Origin of the sequence: Halomonas sp. BL6 (assembly GCF_006228115.1) — a bacterium.
Taxonomy (GTDB): Bacteria; Pseudomonadota; Gammaproteobacteria; order Pseudomonadales; family Halomonadaceae; genus Vreelandella; species Vreelandella piezotolerans.
Window position 1 is genome coordinate 23318 of the sequence record NZ_VDGL01000010.1, and the last position, 17721, is coordinate 41038.

Consider the following 17721-nt stretch of genomic DNA (forward strand, 5'->3'; position numbering starts at 1 on the left):
GACGTTTCCTTAGCCCTTCTGTTTGATTTTCGCCCAGCTATCTTTCAACCCAACGGTACGGTTGAACACCAGGTGGTCGTTAGTGGAGACATGGCGATCAGCGCAGAAATAACCGACTCTCTCGAATTGGAAGCGATCTTCCGGCGCGGCGCTGGCCAGGCTTGGCTCGCCAATGGCGTTGCATACCACCAGCGACTCGGGGTTCAAATGCTCGAGGAAGTCGACGTCCTTGTCACGATCGGGCTGCTCGACCATGAACAGGTTATCGTAGAGGCGCACTTCCATCGGCACGCCGTGGGCCGCGCTGACCCAGTGAATCACCCCTTTCACCTTGCGGCCTTCGGGGTTTTTACCCAGGGTGTCGAAATCGACGGAGCAGCGCAGCTCGACGATCTCGCCTGCGTCATCTTTGATAACCTCATCACAACGGATCACATAGCTATTACGCAGACGGACTTCTTTACCGGGCGCCAAGCGGAAGAATTTTTTCGGTGCGTCTTCCATGAAGTCGTCTTGGTCGATGTAGAGTTCACGACCAAACGGCACCTTGCGCATCGGCATATCGTCACGCGCTGGGTGGCCCGGCACCTCGTACACTTCCTCGTGATCTTCCGGCACGTTCGTCAGCACTACTTTCAGCGGCTTGAGCACGCACATGGCGCGGGGTGCGTTATCTTCCAAATCTGAGCGGATGGCGTGGGTCAGCATAGCGATATCCACCAAACCACCGTCGGAACGGGTCACGCCGATCATTTCACAGAATTTACGAATCGAAGCGGGCGTATAGCCGCGGCGACGCATACCGGAAATGGTCGGCATTCGCGGGTCATCCCAACCATCGACGATCTGCTCATCCACCAACAGCTTCAGCTTACGTTTGGAGGTCAGCGTGTAGTCGAGGTTCAGTCTGGCAAATTCAATCTGGCGCGGCTTTGCGGGCACCGGCAGATTGTTCAAGAACCACTCGTATAGCGGGCGGTGGTCTTCGAACTCCAGCGTACAGATGGAGTGAGTAATACCCTCGATGGCATCCGACTGACCGTGGGTAAAATCGTACGAGGGGTAGATTTTCCACTTGTCACCTGTTTGGTGGTGATGCGCATGACGAATGCGGTACAAGATCGGATCGCGCAAATTGATGTTGGGCGACGCCATATCGATTTTGGCGCGCAGCACTTTTTCGCCTTCACCAAACTCACCGTTACGCATCCGTTCTAGAAGGTCCAAGCTCTCTTCGGCGCTGCGCTCACGGTAGGGGCTAGGCTTGCCGGGCTCGGTCAGCGTGCCTCGATACTCGCGAATCTCATCCGGGGAGAGGTCATCCACATAGGCTTTGTCTTCACGAATCAGATGCTGCGCCCAGGCGTAGAGCTGATCGAAATAATCAGAGGCAAAGCGCACCGGTCCGGCCCACTCGAAGCCCAGCCAGCTGACGTCCTCTTTGATGGCATCGATGTACGCCTGCTCTTCTTTGGCAGGGTTGGTGTCGTCAAAGCGCAGATGACACTCACCACCCAACTGCTCTGCCAACCCGAAATTCAAACAGATCGACTTGGCGTGGCCGATATGCAAAAAGCCGTTGGGCTCCGGGGGAAAGCGCGTCACGATTTTGGTGACCTGGCCGCCCGCTATCTCGTCGCGTACTTGGTTGCGAATGAAGTTCGGCGCTGGGGTGGTCTCGTTGGTCATGGTGGTGTTGATAACCTCATGGTGGATGGCGTGCTGGGCAAACGATGCAAAGGCAATCAGGGTTAGCGCTTCGCGGTGCCGAGCAAAACCGCTATTATAACGTGACGCCGATGCACAGCGCCAAGGCGAACGCTTTTATTGAACAGGAATTTATCCATGATCGTATTACAGACGAACCACGGTGACATCACCATCGCGCTCAATCATGAAAAAGCCCCGGTTACGGCAGCCAATTTCGAGCAGTACGTGCGCGACGGTTTTTACGACGGCACGCTGTTTCACCGGGTCATTGATGGCTTCATGATTCAAGGTGGCGGTTTCGACCAGGACTTCAACCAAAAACCGACCCGTGACCCTATCGAGAACGAAGCCGATAACGGCTTGCAAAACACCATCGGCACGCTGGCCATGGCGCGCACCCAAGACCCCCACTCTGCTACGGCACAGTTTTTCATCAATGTCGGTAACAACAGCTTCCTTAACCATAGTGGCAAAAGCTTGCAAGGCTGGGGCTATGCGGTGTTCGGAGAGGTCGTTGAAGGCATGGATGTGGTGAACGCGATCAAAGGCGTCAGCACCACACGTCGCGGCATGCACGCCGATGTGCCTGCGGAAGATGTCATTATCGAACGCGCCTACGTGAAGGAAGCGGAATAATCGTTGGGAGCTTTATGCGTACGCTGCTAATCGCTGATATGCATCTAAGTCACGAGACACCTGAGATCAATCAGGGGTTTTATCGCTACTTAGAACAGACGGCCAGTGGGGCACAGGCGCTCTACATCCTGGGAGATCTTTTCGATGCCTGGATGGGTGACGACCTGCTGGACACCCCTCACCCACTGAGCACCGTGGCCCATGACGTCATTCGACGACTGCACGCACTCAGCGAAGCTGGCACTGCCGTCTATTTCATCCATGGCAACCGAGACTTTTTACTGGGTGAACGTTTTATTCACGCCTGTGGCGCCACCCTGCTACCGGAAAGCGAACAAGTAGAGCTGCAAGGCGTTCCCGCCGTCATTCTCCACGGCGATAGCCTCTGCACCAAAGACGAGGCGTATATGGCTTTTCGCGCTCAGTCGCGCAGCGAACAGTGGCAGCAGCAAATTCTTTCGCTGCCCCTGGAGCAGCGGTTGGAGCTTGCCAAAAGCCTGCGCATGCAGTCGGGTGATGCCAATGCGGGCAAAGCCGACGACATCATGGACGTCACCCAAGATGAGGTTGTGGCACTCATGGAACGTTACGGTGTAACGACCATGATTCATGGGCACACCCATCGGCCCAAGGTGCACGACCTCACGGTCGAAGACGTTCCTGCCAAGCGCTTCGTACTGGGCGACTGGGACAACCAACACGGCTGGGATGTGGTGGTAGAGCCTGCTAATGAGCGTCATGCCGAACCCGTTCTGCGTCAGTTTTCGCTCGACGCTCTGCCTTGACTTGCGATACGAGCGACAAAAAAAGCCGATCACTCGATCGGCTTTTTCTCGGCTCATTGCAAGCGCCCACGCGGGCACTTGCATTTATTCCAATGGGATATTTCAAGGACTTAGCGCTCGATCTCCGCATCGTTACGTAGATCGTCGATCAACCCCTGGATAACCGACTGGGCACGAAGCTGCTCGGCCATTTGCGCAACGAACGCGGTCATCTGCTCGTCCACTTCGCCTACAAAAACGCGATCTAGCGCAACGACAGCCACACCTTGCGGCATAGTCACCGCACGATAAACGCTTTCGCCCTCGCTGGGACGCGGCATACGGAACACTTCGCCCACAAGCGATTGAGGCAGTGCGCTATCCGACTGACGCGACACGTCATTGGCTTCCAGCCACTCCAGCTCGACATTTTCACCGTTCCGCAAGGAAGCAATCAACTCTCCCGCCTGAGCCTGAAGGGCCTCTAGACGCTGCTGAGCTGCGACGGCCTGTTCGACCTCATCGCGCACGTCTTCCAAAGGCAGAACCGTCGCGTCACGATGCTCGGCCACCCGTAGCACCAAACGACGGTCGTTATCGAGTTCGATGACTTCGCTGTTATAGCCCTCTTCCAGCACGTCTGCACTGAAGGCTTCATCTAGCACGCCAGGCTCGGAAAGTACGCCTTCCCCTTCATCACGGGCAATCCACTGCGTTTGCTCGAGTGTCAGGCCGAGATCATCGGCGACGCTTTGAAGGTCATCCGCGGCAAAACTCTCATCGATCAAGCGCTGAACCCGTTCGTTGAACGCGTCATTCACTTCCCGAAGTGCCACGTCTTGAGCCAGTGCATCACGCTGCTCTTCGAAGGTGGGGCCTGCCAGCTCGGTCACGCGGAGAATGTGGAAAGCACCGTCCATGTCTACCAGCTGAGAGGTTTCGCCCACACCCAGGGAAAACGCCGCCTCGTCAAAAGCATCACCAAAAAAGCCGCGACTGATGACACCTAGATCACCGCCATCTTCGGCACTAGCCGTGTCATCGGAATAGCGCGCGGCCGTATCAGCAAAGCTTTCGCCTTCGTTGAGGGACGCAAGCGCTTCGCTAGCCCGCGCCTGAGCTTCTTCACGGCTACGCTCGTCACCGAAAGTGATCATAATGTGCGATACGCGACGATCAGCGCTTTGGCTCTGCGCTCGCCACGCGTCGCGAAGCGCCTGTTCGTCGACATCGACGTCCTCCGCCATAGCTTGGCGATCGATCAACACATACTCTACGCGCACCTGCTCAGGACGCTCGAAACGCGACTGATTGGCATCGTAGTAAGCCTGCATCTGCTCGTTGGTAACGTTGACGTCGATATTGGCGTCTTCGGCGCTCAGCATGACGTAACGAAAATCTCGCTGCTGCCGCTGTAAGTCAGCCAAACGCTCTTCTTCACTAGCCAGGGTGAAATCGCTAAAGGCAAGCCCTTGCTGTAAATGCTGTCGCTTGATGTCTACTCGTAGCTCTTCACGAAACGAGAGAGGCGTGTAACCTGCACCGGCGAGACGGTTACGGAAAATGTCTGCTGAGAATCGTCCATCTTGATCATGGAACTCGGGCAAGCTAACGATCATTTGATCCAATTGAGCATCGGAGACGTAAAAACCGCCCTCTTCCGCGTACTGGGTCAGTAAGGATTGGGTAATCAGCTGATCGAGCATATCGTTGCGCAAGGCGCGCTCTTGCTCTGGCGGCACCTGTCCAGAACGCAACGCACGTTGAACGTTCAGCTCGACTTCTTGACGCATAATGGGCTCACCATTGACGCTGGCGACCTCGTTGGGATCGCTGCCGAACACGCTAAACAGCGACTCCACGCCAAACAGTGCCATGGCTGCCACCATGAGACCGATAATTATCTTGGCACCCCAGCTTCTGGAGCCATCTCGTATACTTTGCAGCATGCTAGCCTCAGATCATCAAAGCCATCTATTGCCCGAAATAGCGGGCCAGAAAAGAACATGGGCGCATCGCGGATGCGATGCGCCCATTAATTTACAGCCAACGCGACCCAATTAGTTGACGGCGTCTTTCAGCGCTTTACCGGCTTTAAAGCTAGGTACTTTGGCGGCGCTGATTTCGATGGGCTGACCCGTCTGCGGGTTACGGCCAGTACGCGCAGCACGCTCTTTGATCGCAAATGTACCAAAACCGACCAGAGAAACACTCTCGCCTTTTTTGAGGCTATCGGTGACAGACTCCACCATGGCATCCAATGCGCGGGTTGCCGCTGCTTTTGGAATATCTGCAGATGCGGCAATAGCTTCAATCAGCTCGGACTTATTCACACTTCACCCCTTAACTGTTTCAAAAAATGGCTCTGAACGGTACGGTCACCGAGTGCATCAACCTCAAAGCATAGCTGCGTTTTATAGCAATGCCTTGAAACACCTGTCAAGCGACCTGGCCGTGAAATGCCCGCCGCTCAAGGCATTGGGCAAATTTATTAAGTAAAATTAAAGCAGGCGTTGCTTTAACGCTTAATGGGTACTTGCAGCAGCATTCGTATTGAACGACGTGTCTGCGCCTTTCAACGTGGCACCTTCGGCAACGTTACCCGTCAACGCGACCGCCAGCACGTCATCTATCCACCGTACGGGACGAATATCAAGTGCATCTTTGATATTTTCCGGTACTTCCTTGAGATCTCGACGATTTTCCTCAGGAATTAGGACGGTCTTTATACCACCCCGCCGAGCCGCCAGCAATTTCTCCTTTAGCCCCCCAATCGGCAGTACTTCGCCGCGCAGATTGACCTCACCCGTCATAGCGACCTCACAACGCACCGGGCGCTGCGTATACGCGGAGACAATGGCTGTCACCATGGCAATACCCGCGCTAGGGCCGTCTTTAGGCGTGGCACCCTCGGGCACGTGGATATGCAGGTCTTCGTTCTCGAAACGCTGAGGATCGATCCCGTAACGCTCGGCTCGCGCCTTGACCACCGTTTGGGCAGCGCTCACCGACTCTTTCATGACATCCCCTAAAGAGCCGGTTTTATGGATGCGCCCTTTACCTGGCGTAACCACCGATTCGATATTGAGCAGCTCGCCACCCACCGAGGTCCAGGCCAAGCCCGTGACACGACCGACCTGATCCTCCTGTTCCGCCAATCCATAGCTGTAGCGGCGCACACCGGCATAGGTTTCGATCTGCTCGGCCGTCAGTATTTGCTGCGCCTGCAGCTTGCTGCCCGCTTTATCTGTTGATTTACGCTCTGCTTCTAGACGCTCACGCAGTACCTTACGACACACTTTCGCGATCTGGCGCTCGAGTTCACGCACCCCGGCTTCGCGTGTGTAGTAGCGCACGAGCTCCAGCAGAGCATCGTCACCCAGTGCCAGCTCATGGGTTTCCAGACCGTTCGCTTCAAGCTGCTTAGGCAACAAATAGCGCTTGGCGATAGCAAGTTTTTCATCTTCGGTGTAGCCCGGAAGACGAATGATCTCCATACGATCCAACAGCGGTCCGGGAATGTTCATCGAGTTCGCCGTACAAATGAACAGCGTCTCGGAAAGGTCATAATCCAGCTCGAGGTAATGGTCGCTAAAGCTACCGTTCTGCTCTGGGTCCAGCACTTCTAGCAGTGCCGATGCAGGATCGCCCCGATGATCCATGCCCAGCTTGTCCACCTCATCCAGGAGGAAAAGCGGGTTTTTAACACCGGCTCGACTCATACGTTGCATCAGCTTACCAGGCAGCGATCCAATGTAGGTGCGACGATGACCGCGAATCTCCGACTCATCACGGACGCCACCCAAGGCAAGACGTACATACTTACGGTTAGTCGCGCGAGCAATGGATTGACCAAGCGACGTTTTACCCACCCCGGGCGGACCAACCAAACAAAGCACTGGGCCTTTCAACTTGCGCACGCGTTTTTGTACGGCAAGATATTCAAGAATGCGTGCCTTGACCTCTTCCAACCCGTAGTGATCCGCATCCAGCACTTCTTGCGCTTTGACTAGATCGTGTTTTACCCGGGTGCGCTTTTTCCAAGGCACGGCAATAAGCCAGTCCAGATATGATCGCACCACGGTTGCTTCGGCAGAGTTGGAAGCCATCATTTTGAGCTTGTTGAGCTCTTGCGTTGCCTTTTCTGATGCCTCTTTGGGCATACCGGACGCTTTGATCGCTTGCTCGTACTTCTCTGCCTCATTGGGCACGTTATCCAGCTCACCCATCTCTTTTTGGATGGCTTTCATCTGCTCGTTGAGATAGTACTCTCGCTGAGTCTTCTCCATCTGCTCTTTGACACGCGAGCGAATGCGCTTCTCGACCTGAAGCAGATCGATTTCTGACTCGATCAACGCCATCAAGTGCTCGATACGATCCCGGACGCGATCCATTTCGAGCAACTCTTGCTTGTCGCCAATTTTCAGTGACAAATGCGCACAAATGGTGTCGACCAGCCGACTCGGGTCTTCGATGCCGGACAGCGAATTCAGCACCTCGTTAGGCACTTTCTTGGAAAGCTTCACGTACTGCTCGAACTGATTGAGCAGTACCCGTACGAGCGCCTCTTGCTCACGGTTAGTGAGTGGTTCACTTTCCCGTGGCGTCAAATACGCCTGAGTGTAGCCCGCTTCGCTTTCCTCGATATCGATGACATCCGCCCGGAAACTGCCTTCGATCAATACCTTGACGGTACCATCGGGCAGCTTGAGCAGTTGCATGATGTCAGCAACGGTCCCCATCGCATAGAGGTCCGCGTTATCAGGGTCGTCTTGTGAGGCCTCGCGTTGAGCCACCAGCAGTACACGCTTGTCGGCTTCCATCGCGGCTTCCAGCGCCTGTATGGATTTCTCACGACCAACAAAAAGCGGAATAACCATTTGCGGGTAGACGACGACATCCCGCAACGGCAACAGGGGTAGACATTGTGTCTGTTCGGCGTTCTGCTGCATCGCAGACGTTCCTCAAATTCGGATGAGTACTTGATGGGTACTTAGTCAAGTACCACACAGTGGAAAGGGCATGGCAGGACACGCTCACTGCGTGCTGGTCAGCCATTTCAAGTCGCGTATTAACAGCAAGGGGCCGCCTAGGCGACCCCTTGGTTTGGCACAAGCGGTGGAGAGCTAGGCCGTGGCGGGCACCTTATGATTAACCGTCGGTACCATCGACACGAGTCTCTTGCTGCTGCGAGTAAATCAACAGCGGTTCACTTTCGCCAGCGATGACGGAACCATCGATGACGACTTTGCTCACCCCTTCCAAGGATGGAATTTCATACATCGTATCGAGCAGAACCGACTCTAAAATGGAGCGAAGTCCACGTGCGCCGGTTTTTCTCTCCATGGCTTTTGCCGCCACGGCTCTCAGGGCATCGTCTCTGAACTCCAGAGTGACGTCTTCCATTTCGAAGAGTTTGCCATACTGTTTGATCAACGAATTCTTCGGCTCGGTCAAGATTTGCACCAAGGCCTCTTCGGTGAGTTCTGTCAATGTGGCGATCACTGGCAAACGGCCGACGAACTCAGGTATCAAACCGAACTTGACGAGATCTTCAGGCTCGACATCTGCAAGAAGCTCCCCTACACCACGAGAAGACTCTTTGCTTTTCACGCTGGCATTGAAACCAATGCCACCTTTTTCAGCGCGATCACGAATCACCTTGTCTAGTCCGGCAAACGCACCGCCCACGATAAACAGGATATTGGCCGTGTTTACCTGCACGAACTCCTGCTGGGGATGCTTGCGACCGCCTTGAGGAGGTACGGACGCTGTAGTGCCCTCGATCAGTTTCAACAGCGCCTGCTGCACCCCTTCGCCCGAGACATCACGGGTAATCGAAGGGTTGTCCGATTTACGCGAAATCTTATCGATTTCATCGATATAAACAATACCGCGCTCGGCCTTCTCGACATCGTAGTCGCACTTTTGCAGTAGTTTCTGGATGATGTTTTCGACATCTTCACCCACATACCCTGCTTCGGTCAGCGTCGTTGCATCAGCAATGGTAAAAGGTACATTCAGTAGCCGCGCCATGGTCTCGGCCAGCAGCGTCTTACCGCTTCCCGTCGGACCAATCAGGAGGATGTTGGATTTACCTAGCTCCACATCGCCTTCACGCACTTCTGACTTCAGACGCTTGTAGTGGTTATACACCGCTACGGACAGCACCATTTTGGCGCGGTCTTGTCCGATGACGTAGTCGTCCAGCGTATGACGTATTTCGCGGGGCGTAGGTAGACGCTCCTCATCGCTCTCGGCATCGGCTTCGAGAACTTCTTCGCGAATGATGTCATTACACAAGTCGACACACTCATCGCAGATATACACGGACGGGCCAGCAATCAGCTTACGTACTTCGTTTTGATTTTTGCCACAAAACGAGCAGTAGAGCAGTTTGCCACCTTCGTCCTTGCCTTTGCCGTCGGCCATTCGCGTACCTCTGTCACTGCGGCGGCTGACGCCGCCTTAAAAGCTCGTTAGAAAAGCAGAATCCTATCACGCTATCAGGATGTAGGCCGCTTATCCAGCACTGCGTCAATCAAGCCATACTCTTTGGCTTTATTGGCGCTCATGAAATTGTCACGGTCGGTATCTTGGGCCACTTTATCAATGTCTTGGCCAGTATGGTGGGCCAAGATTTGATTCAACTTCTCCCGGATACCAAGAATTTCACGGGTGTGAATCTCGATATCCGATGCTTGCCCCTGGTAACCGCCCAGCGGCTGATGAATCATCACACGTGAGTTCGGTAAGCAGTAACGCTTGCCTGCAGCACCTGCGGTAAGCAGTAGCGCGCCCATGCTGGCGGCTTGACCGATACACACGGTGGAAACGTCCGGCTTGATGAACTGCATGGTGTCATAGATGGACATCCCTGCCGTCACAGAGCCGCCGGGCGAGTTTATATATAAGTGAATGTCTTTGTCGGGATTTTCAGACTCAAGAAACAGTAGTTGCGCCACGACAAGGTTGGCCATGTAGTCTTCTACAGGGCCCACCAGGAAAATCACGCGCTCTTTCAGCAGACGCGAATAGATATCGTAGGCTCTTTCCCCTTTGGCGCTCTGCTCAACCACCATGGGCACTAGACCGCCGGCGTTTTGAATATCAAACTCACTCATTCGGGTGATTCCTTGCGTCCGGTAAGGGAAAAGCGCACCCAAGCAGGGTGCGCCACGCGATATGATCAGGCGCTTGCCTGTTCGCCCTCTTCATTCTCATCTTGCTCAGCCTGTTGCTGAGCAGCAGCCAGCGCTTGCTGGTAAGACATTTCCACGTCTTTGACGTTCGTTTGCTCAAGCAGTTTATCGACCGCCTTCTCTTCAAGAATGGCAGATTTCACTTGGGTTTTCAGCTGCTCGTTACCCATGTAGTACTCCACCACTTCGGTGGGATCTTGGTACTGCTCTGCCAGCTCTTCGACTTTGGCTTTGATTTCAGCGTCGTCAGCATCCAACTCGTGAGCTTTGATCACTTCGGCCAACAGCAGACCGACTTGAACACGTCCTTTAGCCTGCTCTTCGAACAACTCGTTCGGCAGTTGGCTAACATCAAAATCCTCACCCAAACCGAACTGCTGAGCGGCCTGACGCTTCATACCGTCAGTTTCTTGCTGAACTAGCGCGCTGGGAACGGGAATGTCGTTTGCCTTCTTGAGGGCATCCAGCACCTGTTGCTTGACACGGTTATCGACCGCCTGAGAAGCCTCACGCGTCATGTTTTTCTTGATTTCAGCCCGAAATTTGGCTTCATCACCACCTTCGACACCAAAGCGCTCAATGAACGCCGTATCCACTTCCGGCAGCTTTTGAGTACTCACTTTGTGAACGGTGACTTTGAAAGTCGCGTCTTGACCAGCAAGGTGCTCGGCTTGGTAATCTGCCGGGAACGTAACAGAAATAGTTTTCTCTTCGCCCGCTTTCGTACCAATCAGTTGCTCTTCGAAGCCCGGAATAAAGCTGTTGGAACCGATGACCAAGGCATGGCCTTCAGCGCTGCCACCCTCGAACGGCTCGTCACCCAAGAAGCCTTGAAAGTCGATGGTAACCTGGTCGCCATCCTCTGCGGCCGTATCGACCTCTTCCCACTCAGCATTTTGCTTGCGAAGCGTATCGATCATTTCATCGACATCGGCCTCGCTGACAGAAACCACCGGACGCTCTACGTCCGTGCCTTCGATAGACGCCAGCTCGACCTGCGGGTAGACCTCCATGGTGGCAACGAACTCAAGATCTTTACCCGCTTGGTTTACCTTCGGTTCAATCTGCGGAAAACCAGCGGGATTGAGACCTTCTTCAGTGATGGCGCGTACGTAGCGCTCACGCATCACTTCGCCCACCACTTCATTGCGCACGCTGTCGCCATAGCGCTGACGCACGACGGCCATGGGCACTCGGCCTTGGCGGAAACCGTTCAAGCGAACGTTTTTCGCGGTGTCTTTCAAGCGAGCGCTGACGGCCTCGTCGATGTCTGCTGCCGGCACTTGAATAGTGATACGGCGTTCGATCTGGGAGGTCGTCTCGACGGAAACTTGCATGAATTGTCCTCTAGCGGATAGGCGTTGTGTTGATTGCGTAAAATGTATTCAAGGGGATCAATTTTAAGAACCCTGACGCATGGTGGCAAGCGCCATGCTCGCAAGATGGGGGCGTGACCATCGATTACAAGGGGTTAGCAGGACAAAAACTCACATTTCCCGTGCTGTCCACCATAACGATACGGCGTGCAGTAAAAGTCCGCACGTTGCCGCATGCGAGATAAATACCTGCCAACTGATCCAGTCGGTAAATATGGCGTGCCAAGCGCCCATCACTATAGCGCCTGCCACTATCATCACGATCAAGCGCTTGATGAGACCCGGAAGCGTTTGCCTTGCGCTTTGAGACAGCATCTTCCACTGAAAAATAGCTGCTCCAGCCACTAGGACCAAGGCCATCACCAGCAGCGTTTGGCGCGTCTCGTGGCCACCCGCCATATAACGCGGTAGCGCTGCCAGCATCACCACACATAGGCCAATCGCCACACTGACACGCTCCGAGGAATAGGCGGATAGCTGCATGTTCAGGCGACCTTCAGCTGTTGATCGTCGATCCATTCTTCTACCCAAGGCATCGCCGCATCATCTGCCATAAAGGTTTCCATGGCATCAATTTCAAGGCGCTCTCCTAGGCGGCGAGCGCCGAGATCCTGTAGCAGCTCATCCAGCGCTCTTCCCGCGCCACAAAACGTATCACCGTAAGAGCTATCGCCTAATGCGATGAGACCGTAACGTAACTTTGTTAGCGAGGGGCTTTGATCTTTCAAGCTGCGTACAAAGGGTACGAAATTACCGGGAAAATCACCGCTTCCTGTGGTCGAAACGCAAAACAAGCTTAAGTCACTACCCTGGGTAACATCTTCCACCGTTGGCTGCTCTGAAATTTCGACCGTATAACCTGCCTGTTCGAATAGCGGCTTCACCTGTTCAGCCACATCCAATGCACCACCATACATGGTGCCCACTACAATGGTTAACGTCGGCATTGCTCTACTCCTCGACGAAGATGTCGTACTGAGTGCCCTTGCGCTTTCAACGTTCGCTCATCAGCGCTTGGCTCGTAAAGTCAGTCGACAAATACCTGATGAATTTGCTCAAATATTAACACGATCAGCAAAAACGACGCACGCCCACGATGGGCTCAATCAATCGTCCAATAGGAGCGCTTATGCAGCAGGCCTTCGAGACATGGATCACGCCCATAATGATTGGCGGCCTGATCATTTTCATGTGCTTTATCATTTGGGACCTGGCCAAAAAGTCGAACGCAGGCAAATTTGGCACGATCATGCTGTTTATCGTACTGGGCGCGGGGATGCTCGGTTACGTCATTAAAGTCGTCATCACTTGGCTCATCGAAGGACGAGGCATTTAGCCACTTACCAAGCTAGTCGCCCGTAGAGCTCGCATCAAAGAGCGAGCTCCAAACACTAAAAGGAGTGCCTAGGCACTCCTTTTGAGTAAGCGAACAGCAAAAAAGAAACTATTGGCTGCTCGAATAGCGCTCCACTTGCTGCTTGAGCTTCTGGCCTGGGCGAAACGTCACCACGCGCCGAGCGGAAATGGGAATTTCCTCACCGGTTTTCGGGTTACGCCCAGGCCGCTCACGCTTATCACGTAGGTCAAAGTTGCCAAAGCCCGACAGTTTTACCTGTTCGTTTTCGCGCAAACAGGCGCGGATTTCTTCAAAGAACGCCTCTACCATCGCTTTTGCTTCTCGCTTTGACAGCGCAAGCTCTGTATGTAAATGCTCAGCCAGCTCTGCTTTGGTCAACGCACCCATAGGGCTCCTCCATGTAGCATACGCATTGCCAAGAACGTGATAAGCGTCGTGTCATGGCATAGCTTAGTTAGCCGCGAAGTTCGGCATCTAATTCGGCTCGCACGTTTGTAATGATCGAGTCGACCAACTGATTGATTTCCTCATCATTTAGCGTGCGTGAAGCGTGCTGCCAGGTCAAGCCCAATGCAATGCTCTTATATCCCTCGGCCACGCCTTTACCAGCATAGACATCAAATAGCTTTATGTCTTTGAGGTAATCACCAGCCTTGGCCTTTGCACAATCCAGCAACGCTTGTACCGGTGTCTCTGCCTTGATCAAGAAGGCCAAATCGCGACGAACTTCCGGATAACGCGAAAGCGGCTCGAAGGCGGGAATCGAACCTTGGCTCAACGCATCCAATCGGACCTCGAACAGCACGGCATCCACTTTGAGCCCTAACGTTGCACGGACCTGGGGATGAAGCGTACCAATCCAGCCAGCAGGTTTCCCTTCATGGAAGAGCTGCGCCGTTTGACCGGGATGCAGCGAAGGATGCGCTCCAGGCTCGAAGCGCCAGGCTGCTAGGCCACCCCCCATGGCTAAAAGACTCTCCAGATCCCCCTTCAAATCGTAGAAGTCTACCTGCGCTTTAGCACCATCCCAGCCTTCAGCTTCTCGCCCACCACATACCAGCGCCCCCATCATCGGGACTTGGGTTAGGTGGTCCAGAGAGCCATTGAACACCAACCCCGTCTCAAAAATGCGCACTCGCGTCTGCTGGCGATTCAGGTTGTGCTCCAGTGCTCTGACTAGCCCAGGAAATAGGCTGGCGCGCATCACAGAGAGGTCTGACGAGATCGGATTGGCCAATACTGGCGACACTGCGTCCGGTAACAGCGCTGCCTGTAGATCAGGAGCAACGAAACTGTAAGTGACAGCTTCTTGAAAACCACGCGCAACCATTTGGTGACGCAGTTGCGATGGTGTCAATGTCGATTCATTCGCAGAACGCAGTGCCAATCGAGCAGCTGGACGTCGCACCGGTAGATTGTTGTAGCCATGAATACGCGCCACTTCCTCGATGAGGTCTTCCTCGATGGCAACGTCAAACCGCCAGCTAGGCGCGACCACCGACCAACCCTCCGCATGCTTATCGACATCAAGACCAAGACGCTGGAGTATATCGGTAACATCGTCCGCCGATAGCCGCTTGGAAAGCGCGCTTTCTAGACGGGCTTCACGCAGCGTAATGGCGCGCGGCGCGGGCAAGTGCTCTTCGCTAACGGTTTCCACCACCGGGCCTGCCTGACCGCCACAAATCTCCAACAGAAGCTGTGAAGCACGCTCGACCGCTACGAGAGGAAGCTCAGGGTCGACGCCACGCTCAAAACGGTGCGATGCATCGGTATGCAGGCCGTAAGAGCGCGCCTGCCCTGCAATCGCAAGTGGCGCGAAGAACGCCGACTCTAGAAAAATGGCCTGGGTATTTTCGCTGGCCCCAGAGTTTTCGCCCCCCATGATGCCAGCCATGGCCAGAGGGCCGCGCTCATCGGCAATGACGAGCGTTTCTGGGCGTAGGGTGACTTCTTGGCCATCCAACAGCGTCAAGCGCTCTGCGTCTGTGGCCAAACGCACGGTAATACTGCCCTGCAAATGATCGCGATCGAATGCGTGCAACGGTTGGCCAAGCTCCAGCATGACGTAGTTGGTGATATCCACCACAGGGTCGATGGAGCGTACACCGCTGCGACGCAGCCGCTCTACCATCCATAGCGGCGTTTCTGCATTCGTAGCCACGCCTTCGATCACACGCCCTACATAGCGCGGACACTGTTCAGGAGCCTCGACCTTCACAGGAAACGTTGTATCGATCGTTGGCGCCACAGCCGCAATGCTTGGGCCGCTCACCGGCAAGCGGTTGAGCACTCCCACTTCCCTGGCTAGCCCTTTGATACTCAGGCAGTCGCCCCGATTTGGCGTCAAATCCACCTCGATCGTCATATCATCGAGCTGCATGTAGTCACGAAAGCTTGTGCCTACCGGCGCCGACGCTGGCAATACCAGGATACCCGGAGAAGTCTCCTCCTCAAGCCCTAGCTCGGACGCCGAACAGATCATGCCACGAGACTCAACGCCTCGCAGTTTGGCTTTTTTGATCTTGAAGTCTCCCGGCAGCACGCCTCCTACCTGAGCGAAGGGAATTTTCTGACCTACATCGACATTCGGCGCTCCACAAACGACCTGCACCGGTGCTGCCGACCCATCATTCACCGTACAAACATTGAGCTTATCGGCGTCGGGGTGCTTCTCTTTGGTGAGTACTTCCGCCACGACAACGCCGCTAAATGAAGCGGCCACTGGCTCAACGGCATCCACTTCAAGGCCCGCCATGGTGATCTGGTCGGCGATGGCCTGTGTATCCAGCTGCGGAGTTACCCAATCACGCAACCACTGTTCTGAAAATTTCATGTTGATTCCCGTCGCTGGCAGCAGTCTTTAGGTGAATTGACGAAGGAAGCGCAGATCGTTTTCGAAAAACAAGCGCAAATCATTGACGCCATAGCGCAGCATGGCCAAACGCTCGGCACCCATCCCAAAGGCAAAGCCCGTATAGCGCTCGGCGTCGATACCAGAGTGTCTAAACACCTCCGGATGCACCATGCCGCACCCCATCACCTCTAACCAGCCACTATGAGAGCAAACGCGACAACCGTTACCACTACACATCACGCACTGAATATCCACCTCGGCAGAGGGCTCAGTGAATGGAAAGTATGAGGGCCGGAAACGAACCGAAAGGTCGTCGCGCTCGAAGAATGCTTGCAAGAAGTCTTCGATCGTTCCTTTCAAGTCAGCGAAACTGATGCCCTCATCTACCAACAGCCCTTCGACTTGGTGAAACATGGGCGTATGCGTCAAATCCGAATCGCTACGATACACGCGACCTGGACACACGATGCGAATAGGCGGCTCACTGCTCTTCATCGTACGAACCTGTACGGGAGACGTGTGGGTGCGTAGCAAACGCGTCGCGTCGAAATAGAAGGTATCCGCCATCCCCCTAGCCGGGTGGTGAGCCGGAATATTGAGCGCTTCGAAATTGTGGTAGTCGTCTTCGATCTCTGGCCCCACGGCCACATCAAAACCAATGCGAGTGAATAACCCCTCGATACGCTCCAACGTACGCGTTACTGGGTGCAGTCCACCACTCTCCTGCCCTCTCCCAGGCAACGTGACGTCGATGCGCTCAGCCGCTAGGCGAGCATTGAGTGCCTCGCTCTCCAGCTGCTCACGCTTAGCGTCAATATCACTCGACAACGCTTGCTTGGCCTGGTTGATTTGCTCGCCAGCCGCAGGGCGCTCTTCTGGTGACAGCTTGCCCAAGCCTTTTAGCAAGGCGGTGACTTCGCCTTTTTTACCTAAGTAACGTACGCGCAACTCATCTAGCGCTGAGACGCTCTGCGCAGCTTGAATAGCATCGCGGGCCTCTGACACCAGAGTAGGAAGGTGATCCATCCAATTTACTCCGAATTAAGCGGTCCCATCCCCGAGGATGGCTGGCATGTTGAAGGTGACAAAAAACAGGGGAAGAGCGGCTGCTCTTCCCCTGCATGGGTCACACTGAAATGACCTTGGGCATTTCACACGGGCATTAAACCAGTGCAAATAGCCTTATTGGGCAGCCTTGGCTTTTTCCACGATAGCAGCAAAAGCTGCTTTTTCGTGTACTGCCAGGTCGGCCAATACTTTACGGTCGATTTCAATACCGGCTTTCTTCAGACCGCCAACAAAGCGGCTGTAAGACATGCCGTTGATGCGCGCACCAGCGTTGATACGCTGAATCCACAGCGCGCGGAATTGGCGCTTGCGGTTGCGGCGGTCACGGTACGCATACTGGCCGGCTTTGATAACAGCCTGTTTGGCTACACGGAAAACACGCGAACGTGCACCATAGTAACCTTTGGCCTGCTTCAGAACTTTTTTATGGCGACGACGGGCAACTACGCCACGCTTAACACGGGTCATAACACACTCCTGACTTTATGACTGAGGCTAGAGGCACTCAGATAAGAAAACTCGACCTTACAGGTTCGGCAGCATGCGCTGAATCAACGCTTTGTCGGAAGCATGAATCTGCTTCATGCCACGCAGCTGACGCTTACGCTTGGTCGACTTCTTGGTCAAGATGTGGCTACGGAAAGACTGTTTGTGTTTGAAGCCATTCGCAGTCTTTTTGAAGCGCTTGGCAGCGCCGCTGTTGCTTTTGATTTTCGGCATGAGAAAACTCCGCTCGATATTTTTTAGAAAA

The 17721-nt window shown here is 54.5% G+C and carries 17 protein-coding genes; 3 read left to right on the plus strand and 14 right to left on the minus strand.

Features of this window, described 5'->3' with window-relative positions:
* Window positions 1-9: 9 nt before the first annotated feature.
* Window positions 10-1689, minus strand: a complete 1680-nt coding sequence (locus FHJ80_RS16945; protein ID WP_139528516.1) for a glutamine--tRNA ligase/YqeY domain fusion protein — start codon at window positions 1687-1689, stop codon at window positions 10-12.
* Window positions 1690-1845: 156 nt separating this feature from the next.
* On the opposite strand from FHJ80_RS16945, the gene FHJ80_RS16950 reads away from it, so the two are divergent.
* Both FHJ80_RS16950 and FHJ80_RS16955 read left to right on the plus strand, forming a co-directional pair.
* On the plus strand, window positions 1846-2346 hold the full coding sequence (locus tag FHJ80_RS16950; RefSeq protein ID WP_139528517.1) for a peptidylprolyl isomerase: 501 nt from the start codon (window positions 1846-1848) through the stop codon (window positions 2344-2346).
* 14 nt (window positions 2347-2360) lie between these two features.
* On the plus strand, window positions 2361-3131 hold the full coding sequence (locus FHJ80_RS16955; RefSeq protein ID WP_139528518.1) for a UDP-2,3-diacylglucosamine diphosphatase: 771 nt from the start codon (window positions 2361-2363) through the stop codon (window positions 3129-3131).
* A 110-nt stretch (window positions 3132-3241) separates the two neighbouring features.
* Here FHJ80_RS16955 and FHJ80_RS16960 read toward each other — a convergent pair whose 3' ends face one another.
* The 8 genes from FHJ80_RS16960 to FHJ80_RS16995 form a co-directional block, all read right to left on the minus strand.
* A complete protein-coding gene (locus tag FHJ80_RS16960; protein ID WP_139528519.1) occupies window positions 3242-5059 on the minus strand; it encodes a SurA N-terminal domain-containing protein in 1818 nt (605 codons plus the stop codon).
* Window positions 5060-5170: 111 nt separating this feature from the next.
* On the minus strand, window positions 5171-5443 hold the full coding sequence (locus FHJ80_RS16965) for an HU family DNA-binding protein (RefSeq protein ID WP_009724302.1): 273 nt from the start codon (window positions 5441-5443) through the stop codon (window positions 5171-5173).
* Window positions 5444-5635: 192 nt separating this feature from the next.
* Entirely contained in the window at window positions 5636-8062 is a 2427-nt protein-coding gene (gene lon, locus FHJ80_RS16970) for an endopeptidase La (protein ID WP_139528520.1), read from the minus strand.
* A 199-nt stretch (window positions 8063-8261) separates the two neighbouring features.
* Window positions 8262-9542 (minus strand): ATP-dependent Clp protease ATP-binding subunit ClpX, encoded by a 1281-nt coding sequence (gene clpX / locus FHJ80_RS16975; protein WP_139528521.1) that lies wholly within the window; start codon window positions 9540-9542, stop codon window positions 8262-8264.
* Window positions 9543-9616: 74 nt separating this feature from the next.
* Window positions 9617-10234, minus strand: coding sequence for an ATP-dependent Clp endopeptidase proteolytic subunit ClpP (gene clpP / locus FHJ80_RS16980; RefSeq protein ID WP_139528522.1), 618 nt, complete (start codon window positions 10232-10234; stop codon window positions 9617-9619).
* Window positions 10235-10299: 65 nt separating this feature from the next.
* Window positions 10300-11649, minus strand: a complete 1350-nt coding sequence (gene tig / locus FHJ80_RS16985) for a trigger factor (protein WP_139528523.1) — start codon at window positions 11647-11649, stop codon at window positions 10300-10302.
* 150 nt (window positions 11650-11799) lie between these two features.
* Window positions 11800-12171 carry a hypothetical protein gene (locus FHJ80_RS16990; RefSeq protein ID WP_139528524.1) on the minus strand — a complete coding sequence of 124 codons (372 nt, stop codon included), beginning with the start codon at window positions 12169-12171 and terminating at the stop codon, window positions 11800-11802.
* 2 nt (window positions 12172-12173) lie between these two features.
* On the minus strand, window positions 12174-12635 hold the full coding sequence (locus tag FHJ80_RS16995; protein ID WP_139528525.1) for a flavodoxin: 462 nt from the start codon (window positions 12633-12635) through the stop codon (window positions 12174-12176).
* A gap of 182 nt (window positions 12636-12817) precedes the next feature.
* Here FHJ80_RS16995 and FHJ80_RS17000 point away from each other — a divergent pair, with 182 nt between their 5' ends.
* Window positions 12818-13024 carry a DUF2788 domain-containing protein gene (locus FHJ80_RS17000; protein WP_139528526.1) on the plus strand — a complete coding sequence of 69 codons (207 nt, stop codon included), beginning with the start codon at window positions 12818-12820 and terminating at the stop codon, window positions 13022-13024.
* 108 nt (window positions 13025-13132) lie between these two features.
* On the opposite strand, the gene FHJ80_RS17005 is transcribed toward FHJ80_RS17000, so the two are convergent.
* The 5 genes from FHJ80_RS17005 to rpmI all read right to left on the minus strand — a co-directional run bounded on the left by FHJ80_RS17005 (window position 13133) and on the right by rpmI (window position 17690).
* Window positions 13133-13432: an integration host factor subunit alpha gene (locus FHJ80_RS17005; protein ID WP_139528527.1), complete on the minus strand. Its 300-nt coding sequence runs from the start codon at window positions 13430-13432 to the stop codon at window positions 13133-13135.
* 67 nt (window positions 13433-13499) lie between these two features.
* Entirely contained in the window at window positions 13500-15881 is a 2382-nt protein-coding gene (gene pheT, locus FHJ80_RS17010; RefSeq protein WP_139528528.1) for a phenylalanine--tRNA ligase subunit beta, read from the minus strand.
* A 27-nt stretch (window positions 15882-15908) separates the two neighbouring features.
* Entirely contained in the window at window positions 15909-16928 is a 1020-nt protein-coding gene (pheS, locus tag FHJ80_RS17015) for a phenylalanine--tRNA ligase subunit alpha (protein ID WP_139528529.1), read from the minus strand.
* A gap of 156 nt (window positions 16929-17084) precedes the next feature.
* A complete protein-coding gene (gene rplT, locus FHJ80_RS17020) occupies window positions 17085-17438 on the minus strand; it encodes a 50S ribosomal protein L20 (protein WP_009097607.1) in 354 nt (117 codons plus the stop codon).
* Between the two features lie 57 nt (window positions 17439-17495).
* Window positions 17496-17690 (minus strand): 50S ribosomal protein L35, encoded by a 195-nt coding sequence (gene rpmI / locus FHJ80_RS17025; protein ID WP_009724291.1) that lies wholly within the window; start codon window positions 17688-17690, stop codon window positions 17496-17498.
* Window positions 17691-17721: the final 31 nt, after the last annotated feature.

What these genes read in the sequence shown, in the direction of transcription:
- FHJ80_RS16945 (WP_139528516.1), bottom strand. Translation starts at nt 1,689, where the DNA reads ATGACCAACGAGACCACCCCAGCGCCGAACTTCATTCGCAACCAAGTA.
- FHJ80_RS16950 (WP_139528517.1), top strand. Translation starts at nt 1,846, where the DNA reads ATGATCGTATTACAGACGAACCACGGTGACATCACCATCGCGCTCAAT.
- FHJ80_RS16955 (WP_139528518.1), top strand. Translation starts at nt 2,361, where the DNA reads ATGCGTACGCTGCTAATCGCTGATATGCATCTAAGTCACGAGACACCT.
- FHJ80_RS16960 (WP_139528519.1), bottom strand. Translation starts at nt 5,059, where the DNA reads ATGCTGCAAAGTATACGAGATGGCTCCAGAAGCTGGGGTGCCAAGATA.
- lon (WP_139528520.1), bottom strand. Translation starts at nt 8,062, where the DNA reads ATGCAGCAGAACGCCGAACAGACACAATGTCTACCCCTGTTGCCGTTG.
- clpX (WP_139528521.1), bottom strand. Translation starts at nt 9,542, where the DNA reads ATGGCCGACGGCAAAGGCAAGGACGAAGGTGGCAAACTGCTCTACTGC.
- clpP (WP_139528522.1), bottom strand. Translation starts at nt 10,234, where the DNA reads ATGAGTGAGTTTGATATTCAAAACGCCGGCGGTCTAGTGCCCATGGTG.
- tig (WP_139528523.1), bottom strand. Translation starts at nt 11,649, where the DNA reads ATGCAAGTTTCCGTCGAGACGACCTCCCAGATCGAACGCCGTATCACT.
- FHJ80_RS16990 (WP_139528524.1), bottom strand. Translation starts at nt 12,171, where the DNA reads ATGCAGCTATCCGCCTATTCCTCGGAGCGTGTCAGTGTGGCGATTGGC.
- FHJ80_RS16995 (WP_139528525.1), bottom strand. Translation starts at nt 12,635, where the DNA reads ATGCCGACGTTAACCATTGTAGTGGGCACCATGTATGGTGGTGCATTG.
- FHJ80_RS17000 (WP_139528526.1), top strand. Translation starts at nt 12,818, where the DNA reads ATGCAGCAGGCCTTCGAGACATGGATCACGCCCATAATGATTGGCGGC.
- FHJ80_RS17005 (WP_139528527.1), bottom strand. Translation starts at nt 13,432, where the DNA reads ATGGGTGCGTTGACCAAAGCAGAGCTGGCTGAGCATTTACATACAGAG.
- pheT (WP_139528528.1), bottom strand. Translation starts at nt 15,881, where the DNA reads ATGAAATTTTCAGAACAGTGGTTGCGTGATTGGGTAACTCCGCAGCTG.
- pheS (WP_139528529.1), bottom strand. Translation starts at nt 16,928, where the DNA reads ATGGATCACCTTCCTACTCTGGTGTCAGAGGCCCGCGATGCTATTCAA.
- rplT (WP_009097607.1), bottom strand. Translation starts at nt 17,438, where the DNA reads ATGACCCGTGTTAAGCGTGGCGTAGTTGCCCGTCGTCGCCATAAAAAA.
- rpmI (WP_009724291.1), bottom strand. Translation starts at nt 17,690, where the DNA reads ATGCCGAAAATCAAAAGCAACAGCGGCGCTGCCAAGCGCTTCAAAAAG.